This is a genomic window from Brevibacillus sp. FSL K6-6036 (assembly GCF_037964015.1).
GTDB classification, from domain to species: Bacteria; Bacillota; Bacilli; order Brevibacillales; family Brevibacillaceae; genus Brevibacillus; species Brevibacillus borstelensis.
Genome location: NZ_CP150173.1, coordinates 139,272 through 164,801 on the forward strand (window position 1 = coordinate 139,272; position 25,530 = coordinate 164,801).

The 25,530-nt window shown below is 53.2% G+C and carries 23 protein-coding genes; all 23 read left to right on the plus strand.

Going from position 1 to position 25,530, the window contains the following annotated elements:
* The first annotated feature begins 224 nt into the window (after nucleotides 1-224).
* The 23 genes from spoVT to ftsH all read left to right on the plus strand — a co-directional run bounded on the left by spoVT (nucleotide 225) and on the right by ftsH (nucleotide 25,231).
* Nucleotides 225-767 carry a stage V sporulation protein T gene (gene spoVT / locus NST37_RS00840; protein WP_003390235.1) on the plus strand — a complete coding sequence of 181 codons (543 nt, stop codon included), beginning with the start codon at nucleotides 225-227 and terminating at the stop codon, nucleotides 765-767.
* A 189-nt stretch (nucleotides 768-956) separates the two neighbouring features.
* A complete protein-coding gene (locus NST37_RS00845) occupies nucleotides 957-2,591 on the plus strand; it encodes a polysaccharide biosynthesis protein (protein WP_339186099.1) in 1,635 nt (544 codons plus the stop codon).
* 31 nt (nucleotides 2,592-2,622) lie between these two features.
* On the plus strand, nucleotides 2,623-4,104 hold the full coding sequence (gene mazG / locus NST37_RS00850) for a nucleoside triphosphate pyrophosphohydrolase (protein WP_339186101.1): 1,482 nt from the start codon (nucleotides 2,623-2,625) through the stop codon (nucleotides 4,102-4,104).
* A 2-nt stretch (nucleotides 4,105-4,106) separates the two neighbouring features.
* On the plus strand, nucleotides 4,107-4,400 hold the full coding sequence (locus tag NST37_RS00855; RefSeq protein ID WP_003390239.1) for an RNA-binding S4 domain-containing protein: 294 nt from the start codon (nucleotides 4,107-4,109) through the stop codon (nucleotides 4,398-4,400).
* Between the two features lie 147 nt (nucleotides 4,401-4,547).
* A complete protein-coding gene (locus tag NST37_RS00860) occupies nucleotides 4,548-5,222 on the plus strand; it encodes a tetratricopeptide repeat protein (protein ID WP_003390240.1) in 675 nt (224 codons plus the stop codon).
* A 264-nt stretch (nucleotides 5,223-5,486) separates the two neighbouring features.
* Nucleotides 5,487-7,550 carry a copper amine oxidase N-terminal domain-containing protein gene (locus NST37_RS00865; RefSeq protein WP_024983370.1) on the plus strand — a complete coding sequence of 688 codons (2,064 nt, stop codon included), beginning with the start codon at nucleotides 5,487-5,489 and terminating at the stop codon, nucleotides 7,548-7,550.
* A gap of 222 nt (nucleotides 7,551-7,772) precedes the next feature.
* On the plus strand, nucleotides 7,773-8,057 hold the full coding sequence (gene yabP / locus NST37_RS00870) for a sporulation protein YabP (RefSeq protein ID WP_003390242.1): 285 nt from the start codon (nucleotides 7,773-7,775) through the stop codon (nucleotides 8,055-8,057).
* Nucleotides 8,054-8,623, plus strand: coding sequence for a spore cortex biosynthesis protein YabQ (gene yabQ, locus NST37_RS00875; RefSeq protein WP_003390243.1), 570 nt, complete (start codon nucleotides 8,054-8,056; stop codon nucleotides 8,621-8,623). The genes yabP and yabQ overlap by 4 nt, the downstream gene beginning before the upstream one ends.
* 20 nt (nucleotides 8,624-8,643) lie before the next feature.
* Nucleotides 8,644-8,955, plus strand: coding sequence for a septum formation initiator family protein (locus tag NST37_RS00880; RefSeq protein ID WP_024983369.1), 312 nt, complete (start codon nucleotides 8,644-8,646; stop codon nucleotides 8,953-8,955).
* A 42-nt stretch (nucleotides 8,956-8,997) separates the two neighbouring features.
* Nucleotides 8,998-9,363 carry a S1 RNA-binding domain-containing protein gene (locus NST37_RS00885; protein ID WP_003390245.1) on the plus strand — a complete coding sequence of 122 codons (366 nt, stop codon included), beginning with the start codon at nucleotides 8,998-9,000 and terminating at the stop codon, nucleotides 9,361-9,363.
* A gap of 360 nt (nucleotides 9,364-9,723) precedes the next feature.
* The gene (gene spoIIE / locus NST37_RS00890; RefSeq protein WP_003390246.1) at nucleotides 9,724-12,201 is read left to right on the plus strand and encodes a stage II sporulation protein E; all 2,478 of its coding nucleotides are present in this window, start codon (nucleotides 9,724-9,726) and stop codon (nucleotides 12,199-12,201) included.
* 205 nt (nucleotides 12,202-12,406) lie between these two features.
* Nucleotides 12,407-13,162 carry a DeoR/GlpR family DNA-binding transcription regulator gene (locus NST37_RS00895; protein ID WP_024983368.1) on the plus strand — a complete coding sequence of 252 codons (756 nt, stop codon included), beginning with the start codon at nucleotides 12,407-12,409 and terminating at the stop codon, nucleotides 13,160-13,162.
* The gene (gene pfkB, locus NST37_RS00900) at nucleotides 13,159-14,073 is read left to right on the plus strand and encodes a 1-phosphofructokinase (RefSeq protein WP_003390248.1); all 915 of its coding nucleotides are present in this window, start codon (nucleotides 13,159-13,161) and stop codon (nucleotides 14,071-14,073) included. The genes NST37_RS00895 and pfkB overlap by 4 nt, the downstream gene beginning before the upstream one ends.
* A gap of 15 nt (nucleotides 14,074-14,088) precedes the next feature.
* On the plus strand, nucleotides 14,089-16,107 hold the full coding sequence (locus NST37_RS00905; RefSeq protein WP_003390250.1) for a PTS fructose transporter subunit IIABC: 2,019 nt from the start codon (nucleotides 14,089-14,091) through the stop codon (nucleotides 16,105-16,107).
* A 21-nt stretch (nucleotides 16,108-16,128) separates the two neighbouring features.
* Nucleotides 16,129-16,389 (plus strand): HPr family phosphocarrier protein, encoded by a 261-nt coding sequence (locus NST37_RS00910; RefSeq protein ID WP_003390251.1) that lies wholly within the window; start codon nucleotides 16,129-16,131, stop codon nucleotides 16,387-16,389.
* Nucleotides 16,390-16,404: 15 nt separating this feature from the next.
* Nucleotides 16,405-18,129 carry a phosphoenolpyruvate--protein phosphotransferase gene (gene ptsP / locus NST37_RS00915; protein ID WP_339186103.1) on the plus strand — a complete coding sequence of 575 codons (1,725 nt, stop codon included), beginning with the start codon at nucleotides 16,405-16,407 and terminating at the stop codon, nucleotides 18,127-18,129.
* Between the two features lie 149 nt (nucleotides 18,130-18,278).
* A complete protein-coding gene (locus NST37_RS00920) occupies nucleotides 18,279-19,040 on the plus strand; it encodes a VWA domain-containing protein (protein ID WP_251237975.1) in 762 nt (253 codons plus the stop codon).
* Nucleotides 19,030-19,962 (plus strand): serine/threonine protein kinase, encoded by a 933-nt coding sequence (locus NST37_RS00925; protein WP_003390254.1) that lies wholly within the window; start codon nucleotides 19,030-19,032, stop codon nucleotides 19,960-19,962. Before NST37_RS00920 ends, NST37_RS00925 begins: the two co-directional genes overlap by 11 nt.
* Before the next feature lie 15 nt (nucleotides 19,963-19,977).
* Complete coding sequence (locus NST37_RS00930; protein ID WP_003390255.1) at nucleotides 19,978-20,727, plus strand: threonine/serine exporter family protein; 750 nt, start codon at nucleotides 19,978-19,980, stop codon at nucleotides 20,725-20,727.
* Between the two features lie 7 nt (nucleotides 20,728-20,734).
* A complete protein-coding gene (locus NST37_RS00935) occupies nucleotides 20,735-21,184 on the plus strand; it encodes a threonine/serine exporter family protein (protein ID WP_122958774.1) in 450 nt (149 codons plus the stop codon).
* A complete protein-coding gene (gene tilS, locus NST37_RS00940; protein ID WP_024983363.1) occupies nucleotides 21,162-22,589 on the plus strand; it encodes a tRNA lysidine(34) synthetase TilS in 1,428 nt (475 codons plus the stop codon). The genes NST37_RS00935 and tilS overlap by 23 nt, the downstream gene beginning before the upstream one ends.
* The gene (gene hpt / locus NST37_RS00945) at nucleotides 22,586-23,125 is read left to right on the plus strand and encodes a hypoxanthine phosphoribosyltransferase (protein ID WP_003390258.1); all 540 of its coding nucleotides are present in this window, start codon (nucleotides 22,586-22,588) and stop codon (nucleotides 23,123-23,125) included. The genes tilS and hpt overlap by 4 nt, the downstream gene beginning before the upstream one ends.
* Nucleotides 23,126-23,194: 69 nt before the next feature.
* Nucleotides 23,195-25,231 (plus strand): ATP-dependent zinc metalloprotease FtsH, encoded by a 2,037-nt coding sequence (ftsH, locus tag NST37_RS00950; RefSeq protein WP_122958773.1) that lies wholly within the window; start codon nucleotides 23,195-23,197, stop codon nucleotides 25,229-25,231.
* Nucleotides 25,232-25,530 lie beyond the last annotated feature (299 nt).

Genomic DNA, 25,530 nt, shown 5'->3' on the forward strand with positions numbered 1-25,530 from the left:
CAAAACAGGGGCCCCCAGGGTTCCCTGTTTTTTCGTTTTCTCGCATATATTTGAAGTCCGGGTGAATACTATAGTCACTCGCTACCGCCCGGGGGAGAGTACAGAAACAAGCTGGAAAATGTTGCAGCCAAAGGTCCGTAGTTAAAATGAGAATCTGAGGAAAAAATACAGCTAACCACCAACTTATTCACAACCCACTTCTCAGGAAAGCGAGGCAACATGACATGAAAGCAACTGGTATTGTTCGTCGAATTGACGACCTCGGTCGGGTCGTGATACCAAAGGAAATTCGCCGTACACTGCGCATTCGTGAAGGTGATCCGCTTGAGATTTTCGTGGATCGCGATGGGGAAGTCATCCTGAAAAAGTACTCCCCGATCGGCGAACTGGGTGATTTCGCCAAGGAATATGCGGACTCTCTGTATGAGAGCTTGAACCATACCGTGCTGATTTCCGACCGCGACAGCGTCATTGCTGTATCGGGTGCATCCAAGAAAGAGTACATGGAGAAAGCAATCGGCAGCATTGTGGAGAAATGCCTGGAGGAGAGAAAAACGCGTCTGGAGAAAAACGCGGGTACTTACGAAATCTGTCGCGATTACAGCGAGAACTACGGTTCCTTCGTGGTCTCCCCGATCGTAGCTGGCGGCGACCCGATCGGCTCGGTTATTCTCCTCACCAAAAGCGAGACGACGAAAATGGGCGATCTGGAAACAAAAATGGCTGAAACCGCAGCAGGTTTCCTGGCCAAGCAAATGGAGCAATAGCCTGACCCAAAACAGCCTCGATGCGGGGCTGTTTTTTCTATGCGCGTGCGAGTGTTTTGCAACACTGAAGAAGAGGGTCGATACAAGCTAATTCCGCAAAGGTCCGGGGTGTATTGAGATTTTTTTGTGGAGAGATGGTTGTGGTATAATGTACGCAGTTTGTGTTTGGAGAGGGGAACGTTCACACACATGGCTCAAGAAAAGGCATCCGTACAATTTGTGAAAGGCGCCGCGATTTTGGGAGCGGCCGGTCTTGTCTCCAAGCTGCTGGGTGCGGTGTACCGGATTCCGTACCAAAACATTGCCGGTGACATCGGCTTGTATGTGTATATGCAGGTGTACCCGTTATATACGACCTTGTTGATTTTAGCTACAGCGGGCTTTCCAATCGCCATTTCCAAAATCGTTTCCGAGCGCATCGCTGTCGGTGATGCAGCGGGTGCGCGCAAGGCGTTTCGCGTAGCCAGTATAACACTGGTGATTCTCGGTCTCTTTTTCTTTGCGTTGCTATACGGTGGAGCGGGCCTGATCGCGCGGTTTATGGGTGATGAACATTTGACTCAGCCGCTGCAGGCAGTCGCCTGGTCGCTTCCGCTCGTACCGATGGTAGCTATTTTGCGCGGTTATTTTCAAGGACATCAAAACATGATGCCAACCGGTGTGTCCCAAGTGATGGAGCAGCTGGTTCGGGTCATCTTTATCCTGATTGCAGCATTCTGGGCGATGAATGTATACCAGGATGCGTATCTGGCCGGGACAGGGGCTGTATTTGCGGCGTTTCCCGGAGCGGTTACAGCTGTTCTCGTTCTGCTGTGGTACTGGAAAAAGGACAAGCAGACGGGACCGTTATCCGTGGCCGATGAGGACCAGGCCAGTCGATCAAGCTGGTCCAACCGTCAGGTGATTCGGAGCTTGCTCTATTACGCTCTGCCAATTTGCCTGGGGGCATTGGTGCTTCCGCTTGTTCCCCTGGTCGATTCACTGACCGTCGTCAATATGCTGCAGTGGAGCGGCATGCACGAAGATGTGGCCAAGCTTTTAAAAGGGGCATTTGACCGCAGTCAACCGCTGATTCAATTCGGAACGTTCTTTGCCACCTCCCTGTCGCTCGCGCTTGTCCCTGCGATCAGTGAAGCTGTCGCCCAGCGGCAGCAGCGGGTTATTGCAGGAAGGTCGGAAGTCGCCATCCGCTTGACCTTTTTGCTCGGTCTGCCGGCTTCCTTCGGTTTGGCGCTGCTGGCCGAACCGATCAACGTCATGCTGTACGGTGACGATAAAGGCACTCAGGCCTTGGCGATTCAATCCTTTACGATCCTGTTTGCTACCTTGAGCATTGCCAGCGCGGGCATCCTGCAAGGACTCGGGCGAGTCATGAGGCCTGCCCGCAACCTGTTTATCGGCGTGATGGTCAAGCTGGTCCTCAACCTGGCTCTGGTGCCGTTCTGGGGCATCTCCGGGGCTGCCGCCGCGACAGTGCTGGCGTATTTTGTGGCGATGGGATTGAATGTACTGGCTGTGCGGAAATATACCGGAGCCCGGATCGGACTCAAGCGGATCGCGTGGAGACCGTTTTTATCGGTCTTGGCGATGGCCGTTGTCGTACTTGTCGTAGAGTGGGGAATGCTTTTCCTGCTGGAGGGCGTTGTCGGATCCAATCGGATACTCCATACAATCGTCGGCCTGGTTGCTGTTGCGGCGGGGGGCGCAGTCTATCTAGTCGCTTTGCTCAAAACAGGCGGTCTGACGTTGGCCGACATCCGCTTCTTGCCAAAGGGTGAGCGCATCGCCTCTTTGCTCGTTCGTTTCAACCTTTTGCGCAAATAGTTCACTTGAAAGAAGGAGGCTACGCGCCTTTATGAATCCAAAAGGTACGATTAACGTTGTTGGCCTTGGCGCAGGCGATCTCGACCAGCTGCCGTACGGTCTGTATCGCACTCTCAAAGAAGCCGGCCACCTGTATGTACGGACCAGTGAGCATCCTGTTTTAGCGCAGCTGGCGGGGGAGGTTGCGTACACTGCATTTGACGATATATACGAGCGGCACGGCAGCTTTGACCAGGTATATGCAGAGATTGCAGAAACACTGCTGGCCAAAGCAGTCGAGGAGAAAGAGATCGTGTATGCGGTTCCCGGGCATCCGCTGGTCGCGGAGCGGACAGTTCAACTGCTGCTGGAAGAGGGGCCTGGCCGCGGCGTTCAAATCGAAATTGGGGGCGGACAGAGCTTTCTGGACCCGCTATTCGCTCGGCTGCGCATCGATCCGATCGAGGGATTTGCCCTGCTGGATGGTACGGCTCTGCAAGCCGGTCAGGTGCACCCCGGCTTACATACGATCATTGCACAGGTGTACGATAAGCTGGTTGCCTCCGAGGTCAAGCTTACGCTGATGGAGGTACTGCCGGACGAGTATCCGGTCACGGTAGCGACGGCCGTAGGCGTCAAAGATATGGAGCGGATCGATACGGTGCCGCTGTACGAGCTCGACCGGCTCGATCACTTCGGCAATTTGACGCTGGTCTACGTACCGCAGGCCAAGGATGAAGCTGTATTGTCCCGGCAATTCTCTTTCCTCAAGGACATTGTCGCCACGCTGCGCAGTCCAGAGGGCTGCCCTTGGGATCGGGAGCAGACCCACCAGAGTATCCGCAAGAATTTGATCGAAGAGACTTACGAGGTCTTGGAAACGATTGACGATGGAGATCCGGACGCCATGTGCGAGGAGCTGGGCGACCTTTTGATGCAAATCATGCTCCATTCGCAGATGGCTGCCGAAGAGGGGGATTTCACGGTAGATGACGTCGTGGCCGGCCTAAACCAGAAGCTGATTCGCCGCCATCCGCACGTCTTTGGCGACAAGAGCGCCGATGATGCCGGAGAGGCGTTGGCCAACTGGCAGGAAATCAAGGCACAGGAAAAAGCGGCAAAAGGGATCGATCCGGACCGACAGTCCAAGCTGGCTGGTATCCCCCGTGATTTGCCTGCCCTGATGTACGCCTACAAGCTGCAGAAAAAAGCAGCCCACGTCGGCTTTGATTGGGACGATATCGCTGATGTGTACAAAAAGATCGAAGAGGAATATCAGGAGCTGCGGACAGCGCCGGAAGAAGAGCGCGCCGGTGAACTGGGCGATCTGTTGTTTGCGGTCGTCAATCTGGCCCGTTTCCTCGGGCTTGATCCGGAAGAAGCGCTGGCCCTGACCAACCGGAAATTTACCAGCCGTTTTGCCTACATCGAGAAAAAGCTGCAAGAAGCGGGACGCAGCTTCGACGACACCAGCCTCGAAGAGATGGATAAGTGGTGGGAGGAAGCAAAACGCATGGGACGAGGGGAGAAATAGAAATGAGACTGGACAAATACCTCAAGGTATCGAGATTGATCAAACGGCGGACACTGGCTAAAGACGTGTGCGACCAGGGGCGTGTGGAGATCAATGACCGCCCGGCCAAGGCATCCAGCTCGGTAAAAATCGGCGACAAGCTGGCTATCCGCTTCGGACAGAAGATCGTGGTGGTAAAGGTGGAAGACATCAAGGAAAATCCGCGGAAGGAAGAGGCGGCTACGCTCTACTCCGTAATCGGCGAAGTACCGGTGCCGCGTGACGAAAAAGAAGAAAACGAATATTTGAAGGGATAGCGGGCCAAAGCCCGGCTCTCTTGAATCGGAAAAGAGGACACCTGGCTGAAGGTCGTCCTCTTTTTTGCCATGATTTGACAACCTATTTGCAAACTTCGTATAGTTTAGTAGGTAGAAAGAGTATCTGAGACGCAAAGGAATGAGACCGTGGGAAAAGTGATGCTGTTTTCTTTGCTGTGGTGGATAACGGGAAACCCGTTCGTGGCGATTCTGATCATCCTGATCGTTCTCTATGTACTGGATATGCGCTTTGTCCGGCTTTTTCCGGATGTCACCAAGCCGTTTCGGCGGAATCGGCGCCTGGCAGCTCTCAAGCGGACGCTCCAGCTGAACCCGCATGACTCATCTGCCAAGATGGAGGCAGCTCGCCTTTTGATGGAAAAAGGGGAGTACAAAGAGGCGCTGGACTATCTGGATCAAATATCACAAGTGATGCAGGAGTCGGCGGAGTACATCAGCGAGCGGGGTGCGTGCTTGTTGAAAACAGGACGGATCGCGGAAGGGGAAGAGACTCTGCTGCAAGCTCTAAAGCTGAATCCGCGGGTAAAATACGGCGAGCCGTATTTGCGTTTGGGGGAGGCTTTTGCCAAGGAGAACCGGCCGGAAAAAGCGCTCTCCTATCTGGAAGAGCTGGCTGGCATGCACAAGTCATCGGCTGAGGTGTATTACAAGCTCGGCAAGCTCTACGAAGACCTGAAGCAAAAGGAAAAGGCAAAGCAGGCATACAGGGAAGCCGTAGACGTATACCGGGGGTTGCCCAAGTACAAGAGACGGACAGAAAGGCGCTGGGCATTGCTCTCATGGTTAAAGGGCATGGGCTAGCAGAAACGAGAGCTGATCCCACAAATGCCAGGATCACGAAAAGACTGCGAAAGTGTGCAGTCTTTTTACTTTACTTTGGTGCTGAGGCCATGTCGCTGCCTGGCAATGGGCATATCGGGCATACTGCTTTTTTACCGCACCATGCCGCACCTTGCGGGAAGCGAACAGGAGACGCCGGTTAAGAAATCGTTACCTGTTTGTAACGATTTTTCCCTAGCCTTTTCCTATGATGGAGAGAGTTGCATGGAAAAGGAGGCGTTTGTGATGCACAAAAGCGCAAAAAAAGGTCTGGCTGCGCTGATGGCAGCCACGGTATTGACAGCACCGTTAGCCATGAGCCCGATGGCGGCTTATGCACTGTCCGTGGACGATGTATCCGCCGACAATACAGATACGGATGAAGAAACCGAATATACAATTGAATTTGAAATCGAGAAGGATTTGAAAAGAGGAGACACGATTACCGTTTCATTTCCTTCGGGGTACTCGCTGAAAAAAGTGAGGGAATCCGACGTCACCCTAAAGGATGACGACAAGAGCAAGGTCGACATCGATAAGGTCGACGTAGGTTCCAGAGAAATAAAAATAACGGTCGATGAAAAAATAAAAGCGGACACCGGGCTTATTCTCTACATCGACAGGGTCGTCAACCCGTCGAAAAAAGGCGATTATGCGATCAAGGTCAAAACAAACCGGGAAAGCTACGACGACGAAGACATCACGATCGGCAAAAGCTCTTCCTCCAAGGGCAGCTCCAAGGATTTTGACGTAAGCCAGGGCAACTACGAGGAAGGCGCAACCACTTCGATCACGCTGGGTAAATTCAGCCTGTCCAAGTCGGACAAATTGAAAAAGGGCAAATACATCTACGTCGATTTTCCCGACAAGGACATGCTGCCCAAAAAGATCGACAACTCCGATGTGAAGGTAAACGGGTCGAAGGCGGATGACGTACGGATTACTGACAGCGACTCGATCAGAATCGAGATACCGAAAGGGGCAGACGGTGACGACTATATCAAGCTGGAGTTTTCCTCTTCGGCTGAAATCAGAAACCCGTCCTCCGCAGGCAGCAAGTACACGTACAAGGTTTCTTACAACGACAGGGATTATGAGTCCAAAACCTTTGAAGTAAAGGGCGGCAAGAAGAAAGCGTTTGATGTTAAGCTTTCGGACAAGGGAGTAGGAGCGCGCACCGGCTACAGCTTTGACGTCAGCCTGAACGAAAAGGTGTATGCCAATACGCTCGTTACGGTCGACTTCCCTCGAGCAGAGATGGTCCCGCCGGTCTTGTCCAACCTGAACGTGAAAGTAAACGGCTCAGAGGTCATGTCGCTCGGCGTCAACGGCAGCCGGGTATCGTTCCGTACGCCAAGCGGTTTTGGCAGCAGCAGCAAGCTGAATATCGAGTTTGGCTACGATGCTTTCCTGCGCAACCCGAATACGCCGGGCTCTTATGAGATTGTCGTGACTGTTGACGGAAGAAAATACTACTCGGAAAGCTTTGAAATCTCCGGGGCTCCGATCACCAATCCGACAAATCCTACAAATCCGACGAATCCGGTAACGCCGGTGCCAGTCGACAACAGCACAGCTACGCTGACCTTGAGCAAAACGACTCCGCAAGCGGTCACTGGCATGCAGGTGGCGATCCGATCGCTCGGCGTTCCGCTGGTCAGGAACAGGGATTTTGTCGAGATCGTCTTGCCGGTCGGTTTCCGTGTGCCGGCGTACATCGCTCCACAGACGGTAACGGTTAACGGCGTAGCGGCAGCGTTTGTCGGCGTTCGCGGGCAAAACCTGATCATCGTTCCGTCGCAGGACATCCCTGCGAGATCTGGCGTGAACATCAATCTGCTGGAGACGGCCGGAATAGCCACGCCGGCTGCAGGAGGAGTCTACAGCATTGGCGTGTATTCTTCCGAAGAGCCGGGTCTGCTGTTTGCCCGCCCGGTAAATGTCGTACCGCCGAATTCCGTGACCTTCCAGGCGAGCGTCGGTTCATTCATGAAAAACGGCAAGAAAATTGCCCTGCCGGCAGCGCCATTTGCAGTAAATGGCCACACCTTGATGCCGGCGCCGTTCTTCCGTGACGGTCTGGGTGTCTCGACCACGTATACCAATGCCACCGCCAAGATCGTGGGCAATGGCAAAACGATTCAATTCAAGGTAGGCTCCAACGTTGCGACGGTCAATGGAAAAGCCGTTACCTTGCCGGTAGCGGTGCAAGCGAGAAACAACGTGCCAGTCGTTCCGCTCCGTTTTGTGCTGGATCAGTTGCAGTACAAGATTTCCTACAACAACGGCAGCTACGCAGTATTTAAATAAAACCTCCAACATGACAGGGCCGCATCGATGCAACCGGCTCTTCATGCAGCAATACAATCATCTGGAAGGGGAGTATCCTTCGGCAGAGGCCCGGAGGATACCCCTCTTTTTTTCTTGTCCCGGGAAAGAAGCTCGACAATCGTGAAGGCTTGTTGTTCTAAAAGGACATCCCCCTCCATATTTATGGTACAAGAACGAGGTACCGTGAGGAGGGCGAAAACGATGAACGACCACGTGAAGCGGCCACGTCACGAAGTCGTAATGATCAATCGCCGAAGTTTGGCGATTTCCGGTGTGAAGAACGTCGAGAGCTTTGATAGTGAAGAGTTTCTTTTGGAAACGGAAGGCGGCTTTTTAACCATACGTGGACAGAACCTGCATATGAAGAACCTGAGCCTGGAGACCGGTGAAGTGGCGATTGAGGGCTTGGTACACGAAATGGCTTATCTGGAGCAAGGGCAGGCTACAGACCGGTCGAGAGGATTCTTCGGGAAGTTATTCAAGTGAGTATCGCGGTTCAGTTGCAAACGGTTCTGGCCATGTCGGTTTGTGGGGCTTTAATGGGGATGGGGTATGATACGTATCACGTATTCACAGGAAAGGGCAGGCTTCCGGCTTGGGTGACCTTCTTTCTCGACATTTTGTTCTGGGTAGGCAGCATGGGTGTCGTCTTTTGGGTCCTCGTCCGGGTAAATGACGGGATTGTCAGATTGCCCATCTTCATCGGCATGCTTCTCGGAGCATGGGTGTATTTTGTCATAGGCAGTAAGAAGTATGTGCAATTTCTTCACGCCGTGATAAAATTCATACGGTGGTTATATCGAACCATAGTAGCAATAATCAATACGTTAATCGTCCGCCCTGTATTGCTTTTGTATAAATTGGTTTTCATGCTGGTCACTTTTCTGCTGACAATTGTGACGACCATTTTCGGCTATGGATGGAAGATCATTCGCACGCTTACGTCTCCTTTTGCCAGATGGGGTCAGCAATTGGGGAAAAATATATTCGGGAAATGGGCAGGGTTTCGGAGTCATTGGAAGAAATGGTTATTCGGGAAGAAGCAGAAGTAACAGCAATCGAGGTGGCAAACATGCGAACCGTATCCCCCCCTCAAGTGAATAATCGAAAGGGACAAAAGCGGAGAATCCGCCTTGTTCTCTTCTTCGTCCTCTGCCTGTTTGTTTGGGCCGGCTATACGCTTTATGTGCAAAGCGAGGATCTGGCCGGAAAGAAAGCCGAACTCGAAGCTCTCAAGCAGGAAATGAACGCCGTTCAGGCCGAGCAAGCGGAACTGACGTACAAGGCAAGCCGCCTATACGACCAGGACTACATCGCAGAGCTGGCACGAAAGCAATTCTTTTATACAAAGCCGGGCGAAAGTATATACGTGATTCCGGAGTAGACGTTCAGGGATATCTTCACCAAAGGGAGGCCTTTCACGTCCATGGGAGTCGAAGTAGGGAGCAAACTGGAAGGGAAAGTGACAGGCATCACAAAATTCGGTGCTTTCGTAGAATTGCCCGGTGGAGAAACGGGGCTTGTTCACATCAGTGAAATCGCGTCCACTTACGTAAAAGACATTAACGATCATCTCAAGCTTGGAGACAAGGTCACCGTCAAGGTGCTGAATATCCGTGACGGAAAAATCGGTCTTTCGATAAAAAAAGCGCAGGATAAAGAAAGGTCTCCCCGACATATGCGTGATCGGGCAGAAGGATTTGAAGACAAGCTCAACAGGTTTATCAAGGAAAGTGAAGACCGTCAGACAGCTCTCAGGAAGAAAAGGGACAAGAGAGGGCGGGGCCGTTGACCTGCAATAATGTCTGAGTATTGCGAGTTTTCTTATTTACAAAAATGCGCAAAATGACGAGAGAATGAGGAAGGGCATTTCAAAACGATGACGAATCTATAATGACAAGCCCGTTTCGCTAAGCGCGAATCACCTGTCAGCCGACGTAGACCGCCAAAACGTCGGTTCTTTTTTTTATCCAAAGCAATTCATCCCATGGCTTCGGCAAAAAGCTTGTCGAAGCCAAGTTTAATGGGGCCAATTGCGTCAATGATTTTGTCGCACGATTTTAGGAATACGCCTTGGTTTTTTGACAAATTTTACAGCACTGCCTCCGTATAATGGGAACCATTGAATACGTTAACGGGGTGGTGTAGCAAGATGATGATAAATAAAAACGTAACCAGTACAGGCAACATGTGGTCGAGGCGGGTTTCGGAGCAATGGAATGCCGCAACGGGAACATGGGGAGAACGCATTGCAGAAACAGCCGAGAAATGGAAGCTGCTGCCCTTCCTGATGGGTTTTTTACTGGGACGAGCTTTGATCCTGGAGGAATTGACTCCCTTTATCGTTCCGTATTTTATGGTCATGTACTACCTACGCAAGGATAGCATCCTCGCATGTGGGGTTGCTCTCGTTTTCGGGGCCTTTACCCATACCGTTCCGATGGGCTTGCAGGCCGTCATGAGCGTGGCGCTGGCACTGGCTGTTTGCAAATGGAGCGAGCGGCTGCGGCGCAAAGACTTCTCCAGGACTCCTCTGTTTGTCCTGATCACGGTTTTTGCCAGCCACCTGTTGTTTGACGCCATCACCAACCAGGTAACGACCTACAAGCTGGTTATGGTGGCGGTAGAGTCGGTGCTGAGCTTTGTCCTCACCTTGATTTTTATCCAATCCTTGTCCATCATCCATTTGGCAAAACCGTATGAGCCCCTGAAAAGCGAAGAGGTCGTCTCACTGGTGATCCTGCTCGCCTCATTGATGACGGGCACGGTAAACTGGACAGTTGAAGGCCTCTCCATGGAGCACGTCCTGTCGCGGTATTTGCTTCTCTTGTTTGCTTTTGCCGGGGGAGGAACGATCGGGGCCGCGGTCGGGGTGGTAACAGGCCTGATCCTCAGCCTGGCAAATGTAGGCGCGTTAATGCAAATCAATCTGCTCGCCTTTTCCGGTCTGCTCGCGGGCCTGTTGAAAGAAGGCGGCAAGGTTGGCGTATCTGCGGGATTATTGATCGGTACAGCCATCCTGGCCATTTACGGCGGAGCGGAAGAAACCCTCTATTTGTCACTGGTTGAGACCGGCCTTGCGATCATCTTGTTCTTGCTGACTCCGGCCAGCGTATGGAAAAACGTCTCGCGCTTTATTCCGGGGACAACAGAAAATCTGCAATCCCATCAAGAGTACATGCGGCGTGTCCGCGATGTGACGGCTGGCAAGATCCAGCAGTTCTCCGAGCTGTTTACCCAGTTGTCCCGCAGCTTTGCCCAGACGGCCGCCGATACGGAAGAACGCGATGAAGAAGCCGATGCATTTTTGAGCCGGGTGACCGAGTTTACTTGCCAAAAATGCTGGAAGCGCGAGCAATGCTGGGAAAAGGATCCGGAGGCGATCTATCAAGGCATGCGCTGGATGATCGACAAGCTGCAGGAGACCGGCTCGCTCGCCCATGTCACCCCTCCGCGCGATTGGGAGAGAAAGTGCGTCAAAACGGAAAAAGTGATGACCGTCATGGAGCAGGAGTACGATCGTCAGCTGGCGTTTGAGCTTTTGAAAAAGCAAGTGAAGGAAAGCCGCAAGCTGGTGGCGGATCAACTGTCCGGAGTATCGCGGGTCATGAGCGATTTTGCCCGTGAGATTCAGCGCGAAGGGATGGAGCTGAGCCTGCAGGAAAAACAGGTGTCCCAGGCGCTGGAGGGATTGGGATTGTCTGTGCGGCGGGTGGAGATCCACAATTTGGAGGAAGGGAAGGTTGACATTGAGATCAGCCAGCCTACCTGCTATGGAAGGGACGAGTGCGCCAAGATCGTCGCACCGATGCTGACGGAAATTTTAGGCGAGAACATCGTGGTGAAAGAGCGGCACTGTGAGGCGCAGAAGGACGGCAGCTGCACGATGTGCCTCGCTTCGGCAAAAACGTTCGAGGTCGACATCGGCATCGCGGGAGCCGCAAAAGACGGGAAGCTTCTATCCGGAGACAGCTTTCGGACGATGGACTTGGGGAATGGCAAGATGGCGCTTGCGATCAGCGACGGAATGGGCAATGGCGAGCGGGCGTTTCTGGAGAGTCAGTCCGCTCTGGACATGCTGCAACAACTGCTTCGTTCAGGCATCGATGAAAAGCTGTCGATCAAGACTGTCAACTCCGTTTTGGCGCTTCGCTCCACGGATGAAATGTTTGCAACGGTAGACCTGGCTTTGATTGACCTGCAAACGGCTCATACCCGATTCATAAAGATTGGATCGACACCGAGCTTCGTCAAGCGCGGATCAGATGTCATCACGATAACGGCCAACAACCTGCCGGTCGGCATTCTGGAGGATATCGAGGTCGATGTCGTCTCCCGCACCTTGAAGCCGGGCGACCTTTTGATCATGATGTCAGACGGAATCTATGAGGCACCACGGCATATCGAAAATCGCCAGGCCTGGATGAAGCGGATCCTTTCCGAATTTCAGACGAATGATCCCCAGGAAGTAGCCGATCTGCTGCTGGAGCGCGTGATCCGGCAGCACTCCGGCCAGATCGTCGACGATATGACTGTGCTGGTGGCGAGAATTGACAGATTTGTCCCGCAATGGTCGTCGATCCAGGTACACGGGATGCCCAAGCTGGAGCGGCCGAGAATTGTGAGTTAAGGAGTTCTAGGGAATAGATAAGGTAGCTGCTGATTCGAGCAAGCTGCCTTTTTTGTGGTTTGTTTTGAAAGAACATGACAGATTTCGTTGTGTTTTCTGATTGATAATGATTAATTGTGATTGTTTATGATCGTTTTTTGGATTATAATCGAGATGTAACAGCATCATGCTTTTTCTTTTCTGCTACGGAGGAAAGGAGGTTGTCATGCTAACCCCGGAACGTCATGAAATGATTTTGAAGGCACTCAAGGAAAAGGGTGTTGTCCGCATTCTTGAGCTGGTGGAGATGACCGGCGCATCGGAGTCTACGGTGAGGCGGGATCTCAGCGACCTGGAGGAACAGCGCCTGTTGAAGCGCGTCCATGGAGGCGCGGCTTTGCTGCAAAGCAAGATCGAAGAGCCCTCCATTCAAGAAAAAGCGGTAAAGCACGAGAAAGAAAAGGTGGCCATCGCCAAATATGCCGCAAGCCTGATCGAGGAAGGCGATTCTATTTTTATTGATGCGGGAACAACGACTTACCAGATGCTCGCTTTTATTCCTCATGAAAATATTATCGTGGTGACAAACGGAATCGACATCGCGCTGCAACTGAGCCAGCGGAAGATCAAGACCATTTTGCTCGGCGGTGAAATGAAAGCGGCTACATTGTCGCTGGTGGGCCGAGATGCCGTCAATACGATCAGCCAATACCGTTTCGACAAATGCTTTCTAGGCATGAACGGGATCGATAAAAAGCACGGACTGACCACTCCCGACCCGGATGAAGCGTATGTCAAGCAGTTGGCGCTTCACTACGCGGACGAGTGCTTTGTTCTGTGCGATTCAAACAAGTTTTCCCGCGTGACTTTTGCCAAAGTCGGGGACATGGATCGCGTCACCGTCATTACTGATGACGGTTTGCCCGATGAGGAACAGCGGGAATACGCAAAACTGACACAACTAAAAGTGGTGAAAGCATGATTTATACAGTGACCTTGAATCCTTCGATCGACTATCACGTCTGGATTGACTCTTGGGAAGAGGGACAGATTCACAAGGCACAAAAGGACAGGAAGGTTGCGGGAGGCAAGGGCATCAACGTGTCCAAGGTGCTTCGCAATCTGGAAATGGACAGTACGGCCCTGGGGTTTGTAGGAGGCTTCGCAGGAGCGTTTATCGCTGATCAACTGGAGCGGGACGGTATCCGGCACGAGTTGATTAAAATCGAACAGGAATCTCGGCTAAACATCAAAATCAAGGCCCATGTCGAGACCGATATTAGCGGAGTTCCGCCGGAAATTCCTGCAGAAGCGCTGGCCAAGCTGCACGGCCGGCTTGACCAACTGACGGATGAAGACTGCCTGGTTCTGGCCGGCAGCGTGCCACGCGGGGTTCCGAATGACATCTATCAAGCCATCATGAAGCGTCTGGTACCAAAGGGTGTCCGCATTTTTCTGGACGCGAGCGGAAAAGCGCTGGCAGACGGCTTGGCGGAGCGGCCATTTTTGATCAAGCCAAATCATCACGAGCTGGGCGAATTGTTCGGGGTGAACATTTTGTCGCCGGCTGACGCCATTTTTTACGGAAAAAAGGCGCTTGAGGCGGGAGCCCGGAACGTCATCGTCTCGATGGCGGAACAGGGCGCTGTCTTTGTCAACAGCAAGGCGGCTTTTGCGGCCCGTATCCCGAAGCAGGACCCGGTTAATTCCATCGGTGCCGGAGATTCTGTGGTAGCCGGCTTTTTGTACGCATACGAAAAGGGCATGGAGCTGGAAGACGCATTCCGCTTCGCCGTGGCGGCGGGGAGCGCCACAGCCTTGTCGGAAGGATTTTGCACACACGAGAAAATCAAAGCGTTTTCTCCGAAGATAACCATCAGCAGAGTGGAATGATAAGGGGGGTCACATATGTCTGATCAGATTCGCATTGGGGATTTGCTCAAAGAAGATACCATTATCCTATCGCTTGCGGCTTCAACAAAAGAAGAAGTCCTGGACGAGCTGATCGCCAAGCTGGATGAGGCGGGGCGATTGAACAGCAGGGACGGGATGAAAGAAGCTATTCTCGCCCGAGAAGCGCTCAGCTCGACAGGTATCGGCGAAGGCATTGCCATACCGCATGCAAAGACAGCGGCTGTGAAGACGCCCAGCATCGCGTTTGGCTTTTCCAAACAGGGAATCGACTTTCAGTCATTTGACGGAACCAAAGCCCATCTTTTTTTCATGATTGCGGCAACGGAGAATGCCAACCAGGCCCACCTGGAAACGCTGGCTCTGCTCTCCCAGATGCTGATGGATGAAGACCTCCGCAAGCGGCTGATGGCGGCCGGTTCAAAGGAAGAGGTGCTGGAGATCATCGCCGTCAAGGAGCGGGAGATCAACAGCGCGCAGGAGTCAGACGGAACAACAGCGGACGAATCAACGGGCAGCCAGACAACAGGGCAAGCCGGAGCAGAAAACGCTGCGGTGCACAGCGCCGAAGCGGGGGCTTCGCCAGATGCTATCCCCGCTGGCGAAACCGGGGATTCGCTCCCGGCACGGCCAAAGGTGGTCGCAGTGACAGCGTGTCCGACCGGAATCGCGCATACGTATATGGCTGCCGATGCCCTGAAGAAAAAGGCCGGAGAATTGGGGATACCCATCAAAGTCGAGACGAATGGCTCGGGTGGAGTTAAAAACAAGCTCACACCGGAGGATATTCGGGACGCCGCTGCCGTTATCGTCGCGGCCGACAAGCAAGTCGAGATGGAACGGTTCAAAGGCAAAGTGGTGATTGAAGTGCCGGTAGCCGAAGGGATCCGGCAACCGGAAGCCCTGTTGAATCGGGCAGTCAAACAAGAAGGAAGGACCTTCGAGGGCAACAGCGGTCAGAATGGCGAATCCGCCGAATCCACTGAAGAAAAGGGAGCAAAGCAATTCGCATTTTACAAGCACCTGATGAATGGCGTGTCCAACATGCTGCCATTTGTCGTGGGTGGCGGGATCATTATCGCGCTGAGCTTCATGTTTGGAATCAAGGCGTCTGACCCGAACGATCCTACCTTCCATCCATTCGCCAAGGCTTTGATGGACATCGGCAGCGGGACGGCGTTTGCACTGATGATTCCCGTCCTGGCCGGATTTATCGCCAAGAGCATCGCCGACCGTCCGGGCTTTGCGCCGGGTATGGTAGGCGGGATGCTGGCGGCTGCCAGCGGCGCCGGATTTTTGGGCGGACTGATCGCCGGTTTTCTTGCCGGGTATATCGTGCTCGGATTGAAAAAGCTGTTTGCAGGACTTCCTCAGTCCTTGGAAGGGCTAAAGCCGATGCTGATTTATCCGCTGCTCGGGATACTGCTGACGGGTCTGGTCATGGTCTACGTCATCTCCGAGCCTTTGGCGGCAATCAATACGGGTCTTAGCGACTGGCTGAAGAACATGAACCAGGGAAATGCGGTTATCCTCGGGGTTATCCTCGGAGCGATGATGGCCTTCGATATGGGCGGGCCGTTTAACAAAGCGGCGTTTACGTTCGGGATCGCCATGATTGCCGAAGGAAACTTCGGTCCGCATGCGGCGATCATGGCAGCAGGGATGACACCGCCACTTGGATTGGCGTTGGCAACCACGCTGTTTAAGAAGAAATTTACTGCCGAAGAACGACAAGCAGGGAAAACCGCATACGTTTTGGGGGCATCCTTCATTACCGAAGGAGCGATCCCGTTTGCCGCGGCTGATCCGACGCGCGTCATTCCGTCGACGATGGCCGGTTCGGCTGTGGCTGGCGGTCTGTCGATGTTCTTCGGGTGCACGCTGCCGGCACCGCATGGGGGCATATTCGTTCTCCCCGTTATCGGCAATGCCGGAATGTACGTAGTGTCGATTGTGGTCGGTACGATTGTAACGGCACTGATGATCAATCTTTTGAAAAAAGAAGCAGTCAAATAACTGGACAAGGAGTGAATCACGATGTTGACTCAAACTTTTACTATTAAAAATCCGACCGGGCTGCATGCCCGTCCTGCGTCCCTGTTCGTCCAAAAGGCGACAGCCTACGCCTGCGAGATCAATGTGATCAAAGGGACGAAAAAGGTAAACGGAAAAAGCATTATGGGTCTGATGACGCTTGGTGCGGCAAAAGGCGACGAGATTACGCTCGAAATCAATGGCGAAGGGGAGCAGCAAGCCATGGAGGAATTGGGAGGCCTGCTCGAAGCGGTCCATGAATAAGTAAGGGGCGATCACATGGTTATCCAGGGCATTGCGGCAGCTCCGGGAATCGTCATCGGACGTGCGGTGGTCAAAGGCAGCGAAGAAATCCGCTATGAACGCCGGACCATCGGTGAAGAACAGAGAGCTGCAGAAGTGGAACGGTTTCAACGGAGCATACAGGAGGCTCATCAAGAATTAGAGCTGATCAAGGAAAAGACGCGCAAGGACATCGGGGAGAAAGAAGCGGCCATTTTTGAAGCCCACCAGATGTTTTTGCAGGACCCCGACTTCATCAGTGCAATTGAGGCGAAAATTGCGAGCGAGGGGCTGAATGCGGAAGCCGCTGTGGAAGACGTTCGCGACAGCTTTGTCGTGTTATTCGAAAGCATGGATAACGAGTACATGCGGGAGCGGGCAGCCGATCTTCGCGATGTAAGCCAGCGTGTACTGAGAAAGCTGCTAGGCATCTCTGAACAGTTGGATACAAGCCTGGACGGCCCGATCGTTCTCGTCGTGCATGATCTGACCCCATCCGATACGGCACAGCTTGACCGCGACAAGGTGAAAGGCTTTTTGACCAATATCGGAGGCCGTACGTCTCACTCGGCAATTATGGCTCGCACGATGGAAATCCCGGCCGTAGTCGGGCTGTCTGCGATCACGGAGCAGGTTCAGACCGGGGATACGGTGATCGTCGACGGGCTGGAGGGAAAAGTGTTTATCCAGCCGGATGAGACAGTCATCCGTACGTATGAGGAAAAGCAAAAGGCCTACGCTGAGCAAAAAGAGAAGTGGGCCCGTCTGGTCAAGGAAGCGACGATAACGAAAGACGGCAAGCGGGTAGAACTGGCTGCCAATATCGGCAATCCGCAGGACGCCGTGCAAGCGCTTCAAAACGGAGCCGAGGCGATCGGGTTGTTCCGCACCGAGTTTTTGTACATGGGAAAAGCACAGTTTCCGACAGAAGAGGAGCAGTTTGAGGCTTACAAAGCTGCTGCGCAGGCGATGGGAGAAAAGCCTGTGGTGATCAGGACGCTGGATATTGGCGGGGACAAGGAGCTTTCCTATTTGGAGATGCCAAAGGAGCTGAATCCGTTTCTCGGCTATCGGGCCATCCGCCTTTGTCTGGACCGTCCCGAGCTGTTCAAGACACAGCTGCGTGCCTTGCTCAGAGCGAGTGCGTACGGGGGCATTAAAATCATGTACCCCATGATCGCGACGCTGCGAGAACTGCGCAGGGCAAACCAGTTGCTGGACGAAGTGAAAACGGATTTGCGCAATAACCACATTCCGTTTAACGAGAATCTCGAAGTGGGAATCATGATTGAGGTTCCGGCGGCTGCCATGATCGCCGACCAGTTGGCCAAGGAGGTCGACTTCTTCAGTATCGGCACGAACGATCTGATCCAGTATACGATGGCCGCCGACCGGATGAACGAGCAGGTCTCCTACTTGTACGATCCTTTTCATCCCGCTGTCCTGAGACTGATCCGCCAGGTGATCAAAGCGGCTCATCAAGAAGGGAAATGGGTAGGCATGTGCGGTGAAATGGCCGGAGAAGAGCTTGCGGTACCGATCCTGCTGGGCCTGGGCCTGGACGAGTTCAGCATGAGCGCGACCTCCATTCTGCGCACCCGCCATCTTCTGAAGCAATTGGACGCATCTGAGATGGTAGCCGTCGCCAAGCAAGCGCTGGCACTGGAGAGCGGAGAGGATATCCGGGCGTATATCCAGGAGCATGTGATCAGCAAGCTGTGACGATGAAGTGAACGATAGATAAAATGATGGATAAAAGAAGGGTTGCAGCGGGCTTCTGACAAGCCTGCGGCAATCCTTCTGGTATGTTTCCCCTTTGCACTGTCGATACTGGTTACCAATACAGGCAAGACAGAATGGGGAGATGACTAGTGAAAGAAGCAACCTTACGACAAATTTTGGTGGTGACGGACGGCTGCTCCAACTCCGGCATTAGTCCGGTTGCGGCTGCGACCCTGGCGAGGGAGCAGGGGATCACGGTAAACGTCATCGGCGTGGTTGAAAAAGGCGATATGGGCGAGCAGGGAGAGAAGGAAATTCGCGAAATAGCAGAAGCGGGCGGCGGTCTGTTTGACATCGTGTACCCCCAGCAGTTGGCCCAAACCGTACAGATGTTGACACGCAAGGCTATGACGCGGACGATCCACCAGGTAGTAAGCAAGGAATTGAAAGAGATTTTGGGCGATTCCGCCATGGAGGGATTGGTTCCCGAGAAAAGAGTCCAGGTCGCCGGGATGGTGGACGAGCTGGGCGAACGCAGTCGTCTCGATGTAGTGATGCTGGTCGATGCCTCCGGAAGCATGAAGCCGAAGCTGGCTGCTGTCCAGCAAGCCATCCACGACTTCAGCATCAGCCTTCGTTCGAGAAGCGGACAAAGCCGGATGGCTGTTTGTTCATTTCCTGGGAAACAAAATCACCTCGATGTCCGCATCCCGTGGACTGAGGAGGTGGATCAGGCTCATCAGTTGACTTCCGGACTGACGATGAGCGGGATTACACCGACTGGACCGGCGATTATCGAAGCGATTGCACTGTTTGAGCATGTCAAGCTCCCAACCGGCTTGCGCGATCGCTACGGGCATAATGAGCTCGAAGACGGTGACCAAGGCAGTTTGAGAGACCATGTCTTTTAATCGCGCCATTCCCAAGCTGCCTCCCCAATTTCGCGGCAAATGGAATCAGAAAACGTACCATGTCCTGCGGGAGCTGGGGCGTGGTGCCAACGGGGCGGTCTATCTGGTGTCCCAGGACGGGGTTCGGCGAGCCGTGAAAATCGGAGCGGAAGGCATGGATATTCTGATGGAAGTCCATGCGCTAAAAAGCGTTCAGCAGGGGCGGGATGCACGGGTAACCGTCGCTCCGCTCCTCTGCGACGTGGATGACCTCTATATTGACGGGCGGTCATGCACCTTTTACGCGATGGAATACCTCGATGGCGAGCAGCTGGATCAGTTCGTCCAGCGCACGGGAACGGATTGGGTGCCGGTTTTGATCATCCAGCTTTTGGCCAGACTGGCCGTCCTCCATCAAAGAGGATGGGTTTTCGGCGACTTGAAGCCGGAAAACGTGATTGTAACCCGTGCAGACAGTCAAGTGAGGCTGATCGATTTTGGAGGGGTTACGAAACATGGCTGTGCGGTCAGGCAATTTACGGAGGAGTATGACCGGGCTGCCTGGCATGCGGGTGACAGACGCGCAGAGCCGGCCTATGATCTCTTCTCGCTGGCCGTGATGACCGTCCGTCTGGCAAGCAGCCCGGAAGTTTGGAAGAGTTCTCGAACGGAGCCGCGTCAAACCAGTCTGCTCTGTGATATAATACGGAACAACGACAGCCTTTACCCATTTCGGGTTCCGCTCATCAAGGCTTTCCACGGACAGTACGCGGGAGCGGAAGAAATGAAAAGCGATATGCTGGCGATCGTGCAAGGCCGTACGACTGCAGTTCAGCAAAAAAAGGCGTCAGGGTCCGGTTCATCAGGCATCTGGATAGGCGGGTTGTTTGTCGCATCCATGCTGCTATTGGCCGGAACATTGTATTATGCATGGATGATGTAAGGGGTGTGACAATAGGTGTCCCCAGATCTTGTTATGGATACCTGCTTGTTGGCAGGCGAAATTATGTTGAAGAACGGCGGGGAAACGTATCGTACGGAAGAGACGATGTCGTGGATTGCCAAGGCGGCCGGCATGGATTCGGTTAACAGCTCCGCGACCCCGACCAGCATCATCTTGTCATTTCGTGCGAATGGACAAGATCATACACGCATGATCCGCACACCCAGCCGGACGATCAATTTGAGCAAGGTCACCTTGGCCAACGACGTCTCGCGCCGGTTTGTTTCGGGAGATATTACCATCTATGAAGCCTACAACCTGTTTCAGCAAATCGATCAGGGAAAACCGGTTTACCCCAAATGGATGCTGCATACGGCGGCTGGCGTTGCCAGCGGCTCTTTTGCCATGCTTGCGGGCGGTACTTGGTATGATCTGCTGCCCTCCGCATTGGCGGGACTGACGGTCAACCTCAGTCTGCAATTTTTTGAAAAGTTTCTACGGATCAAATTTTTTACTGAATTTGTATCAGCTTTGCTGGGCGGATTGTTTGCGCTCCTGTGCGCTACCTTTTTTACGGAGCTGCACCTCAGCATCCTGATCATCGGTGCCATGCTTCCTCTCTTCCCGGGGATCGCCATCACCAACTCGCTCAGGGATCTGATGGCCGGAGATCTCGTCGCGGGAGTCTCACGCGGGGCAGAAGCGCTTTTGACAGCACTTTCCGTTGCGGTAGCGACGGCTATTACCCTGTGGTTCGTGAGGTGAGAGACGAATGGTATTGTTGAAAGGATTGGGCCTCAGTCTGTTGTCTTCGATGGCGTGGGGATTGCTGTTTAATGTTCCGGTGCGCACCTTGCTGGCATGCGGCTTCGCCGGTTTGACCGGATGGCTTGTTTTCTCCATTCTCCCATATTTTGGGGCTGAGGTTATTTTATGCACGTTTGCGGCAGCGACAACCGTTTCCATATTAAGTCAAGTTTTGTCCGTCTGGCTGAGGGTCCCCTCCACCAACTTCAGTGTTGCCGGCATCATCCCTCTGGTGCCGGGATCTCTTGCTTACAAAGCGATGCTTGCCTTCGTAAATGGACAATATATGGAAGGAATCATGCTGGCCATGCAGACTGCGATGGTGGCAGGAGCGATCGCGTCCGGTCTGATCCTGGGAATTTCTTTATTTGCCATCTGGAGGGGAGCGCGCCATGCTAGAAAGCGTGCGCAATAACATCGAGCGCAGCAGGCTCCTGGAGCCGGGCGAGACAGTCGTGGTCGGCATCTCTGGCGGAAATGACTCGACTGCCCTTTTGCATATCTTGTGGGCTCTCAATTCACACTATCAGTACGGCTGGAAATTGCACGCTGTACACCTGAATCACGGTTTCCGCGGGGAGGAAGCGGGCAGGGACGCGGACTATGCCGGAGAGCTGTGCCAATCCCTCGGGGTTTCTTTTCACTTGTTTGAACGGAGCATTCCAGATGTCATGAAGGAGACCGGCATGGGGGCTCAGGAAGCGAGCCGCGCTGTGCGCTATGATCTCTACAAGCAGGTCGCGCTTCGTACAGGCGCTGCCAAAGTAGCCGTGGCGCATCATGCCGACGACCAGGTGGAGACGGTCTTGTTTCGGCTGTTGAGGGGAACGCGCCTCTCCGGTCTGACCGGGATGCCAGCCAGGCGCTGGCTGGTGGAGGGCCAGGTCGAGCTGATCCGGCCGCTTCTGCATGTGAGCAGAGCGGAGCTGGAGCGCTACTGTGAGGAAAACGCGCTATTCCCGCGAGAGGACAGCAGCAACCGCTCGCGCAAGTACGCCCGCAACCTGATCCGGCTGGAAGTAATGCCGCTGTTGGAGCAGGTAAACGAGCGCTACCGCGAGCACATCCTTTCCCTGTCAAAGGCCGTTCAGGAGGATGAAGCTTACCTGCAAAAGCAGAGTCGCGATCAGTTAAAAGCGGTTGTGATCAAGCAGAAAAAAGGCGACGTGACGATCGACGCCGACAAGTTTCAAAGTTGTGACGTTGCTTTACAAAGGAGAATGATTACTCTAATATTAAGTTATCTCTCAAGCCAAATCGAATGGTCTTCGCAACATGTGGAGGCCGTTTTGCGCATGATAGAGGGAAATCGTCCGTCTGCTGAACTGGATTTGCCCGGTGCCGTGACAGTGGCCAGGGCATATCGGCAGGTTCGCTTTCAGACGAATGGCCAGAAATTATATCGTCAGATTTTCTGCTACCAGCTTGCTGTTCCGGGAACAACACTGATTACGGAAAGTGGAGCAGCGGTACATACGTTTTATCGTGATGGCCCCATCGATTGGGCACGAGTTCCCGATCACGCGGCGGCTTTTGATGCCGATCGCCTTCCTGGGCCTTTATGCGTTCGCAATCGAAAGCAAGGTGACCGCATGCCTCTATGGGGAACAGCGGGGAGCAAAAAGCTGAAGGAACTGCTGATCGACGCCAAGGTGCCGCAGAAGTGGCGGGACAGACTGCCGATCCTGACTGCGGGCGACCAGGTGATCTGGGTTCCGGGCATCCGCCGATCCGCCATTGCGCCTGTAAGTGAACGGACCAAGCGGGTATTGTATGTGGAAGTGGAGTTTGGAGAAGAGTGGCGGGAGGTATTAACGTGAACCAAGACATCAAGGAGATTTTGCTCACCGAAGAACAAATTGCCAGCAAGGTTAAAGAGCTGGGCTCTATCTTGAGCGAAGAATACCGGGACAAAAACCCGTTGGTCATCTGCGTTTTGAAGGGCGCTGTCGTATTTATGGCCGATTTGCTTCGCCATATGGACATTCCCTGCGAAATGGACTTTATGGCCGTATCCAGCTATGGAAGCGGAACCGAGTCTTCCGGGATGGTGAAAATCCTGAAGGACCTCGACACTTCCGCCGAAGGCCGTCACGTCCTCGTTGTCGAGGACATCATGGACAGCGGTTTGACGCTGAGCAGGCTGATGGAGCTTCTGCGCCACCGCCAGGCGGCTTCCGTAAAGGTCGTGACGCTTCTCAACAAGCCGGATCGCCGCAAAGTAGACATCTCGCCAGATTACAGCGGATTTACGATTCCAGACGAATTCGTAGTCGGCTACGGTCTGGATTTTGCCGAGAAATATCGAAACCTGCCATTTATTGGCGTACTAAAACCGGAAGTTTACACGAACTAGCTTTGTTGTGAAGAACTGACTCCATATGGTAAAATGTGAAAAGTGTCTGTTCGTGAGAGGAGGTAAGGAATGAATCGCTTTTTTCGTAATACCGGGTTCTACCTACTAATCTTTCTTGTCACGGTCGGGATCGTGAATTTTATCCTCTCCGGTTCTGATAAGGTTGGGAAACTTACATATCAGGAATTCCGGGTACAGCTGTTAACCGATAACGTCTCCGAGCTTACGCTTCGTCCTGAGGGAGGAACGTATCGGGTAGACGGTATCCTGAAAGCAGCGAATCCGGGACAGGAAACCAAGTTTGTAACAAATGTACCGCTTTACGATTCGGATATCATCAAGCTGGTTAACGCGAAGATCGATGAGCAAAAAGTGAAAAGGGTTGAGGTCGCTCCGCAGGAAGGCAACAGCATCTGGCTGACGTTCCTGACATCGATCATTCCTTTCATCATCATCTTTATCCTGTTCTTCTTCCTGTTAAACCAGGCTCAGGGCGGCGGCAGCCGAGTGATGAACTTCGGGAAGAGCCGTGCGAAGCTATACAACGAAGAGAAAAAGCGCGTTACATTCAACGATGTTGCAGGAGCAGACGAAGAAAAGGCGGAGCTGGAGGAAGTGGTCGAGTTCCTCAAAGACCCGCGCAAGTTTGACGCAGTTGGCGCGCGCATTCCAAAAGGCGTGCTGCTCGTGGGTCCTCCTGGTACCGGTAAAACCTTGCTTGCCCGTGCTGTTGCCGGTGAAGCGGGTGTGCCGTTCTTCAGCATCTCCGGTTCTGACTTTGTAGAGATGTTTGTCGGGGTGGGTGCGTCCCGCGTGCGTGATTTGTTTGAAAACGCAAAGAAAAACGCGCCTTGCATTATCTTTATCGACGAGATTGACGCAGTCGGTCGTCAGCGTGGAGCAGGTCTTGGCGGCGGCCATGACGAGCGCGAGCAAACGCTGAACCAATTGCTTGTTGAAATGGACGGCTTCGGCGGCAACGAGGGCATTATCATCGTCGCTGCGACGAACCGCCCGGACATTCTGGACCCTGCGCTGCTGCGTCCAGGACGTTTTGACCGTCAAATTACGGTAGACCGCCCGGACATCAAGGGCCGCGAAGCTGTACTGAAGGTCCATGCCCGCAACAAACCGCTTGGCGAAGACGTGAAGCTGGATGTCATCGCACGCGGCACGTCGGGCTTCACCGGTGCCGATCTGGAGAACCTGCTGAATGAGGCAGCTCTTCTGACAGCACGGAAAAACAAGAAGCAAATCAACATGGCTGAAGTCGATGAAGCCATCGACCGCGTCATCGCCGGTCCGGCGAAAAAATCCCGCGTAGTGAGCGAAGACGAAAGACGTCTCGTGGCTTACCACGAAGCGGGCCATACGATTATCGGATACTACCTCAGAAATGCAGAAATGGTACATAAGGTAACCATCATTCCGCGCGGCCAAGCTGGTGGATACACAGTGATGCTGCCGAAAGAAGACCGTTTCTTTGCAACGAAGACCGACTTGCTCGACAAGATTACCGGTCTCTTGGGTGGACGCGTTGCAGAAGAGCTGGTGCTGGGCGATATCAGTACCGGCGCTCACAACGACTTCCAGCGTGCAACGGCGATTGCGCGCAGCATGATTACGGAATACGGGATGAGCCGACTGGGGCCAATGCAATTTGGCCGCAATCAGGGTCAAGTATTCCTGGGCCGCGATATTGGCCACGAGCGAAACTACTCCGAACAGATCGCTTACGAAATCGACCAGGAGATGCAAAGCATTATCAATGAGTGCTACGACAAGTGTAAAGAGCTGCTCACGAAGCACCGTGATCAGCTGGAGCTTGTAGCTACCACACTGCTAGAAGTCGAGACGCTTGACGCTGATCAAATCAAGCAGTTGATCGAGCACGGAAAGCTGGATCCGCATCCACTCGAAAACAAAGACGTGGTTGTGAATATCCAGCCAAAGAAAGACGAGCCGACCATCAGCGAAGCGACGGAAGCCAAAAAGGAAACCGTTGAAAACGCGGAAAGCACGACGGAAGGCAACACTGACAACAAAGCGGAAAACACTGCGGAGACGCCGAACAGTGGGTCCGAACAGGACGAGAAGAAACAATAAAATGATTATAGGTTGATCAAGTCGAGTTTGAATACGGTGATCGCTTCTGGGTGCTACCAAGGAGAGATCACCGTATTTTATTTGGAATTAGCGTATAAAAGTGAGGCAGTCAAAATTAATACCAGTAAAAATAACGAATAGTTAGTATAGTTTGACAAATAAATCTCAATATTTTATTATTGTATATAAATACAATTTATAGGAGGTATTAGGGTGAGAAAGATTATTAGCAGTGTTATCTCAGCGATCCTCTTAACCATCTCTGGTCAGTGGAGTTGTAGCGAAAGAATCAAAAACTT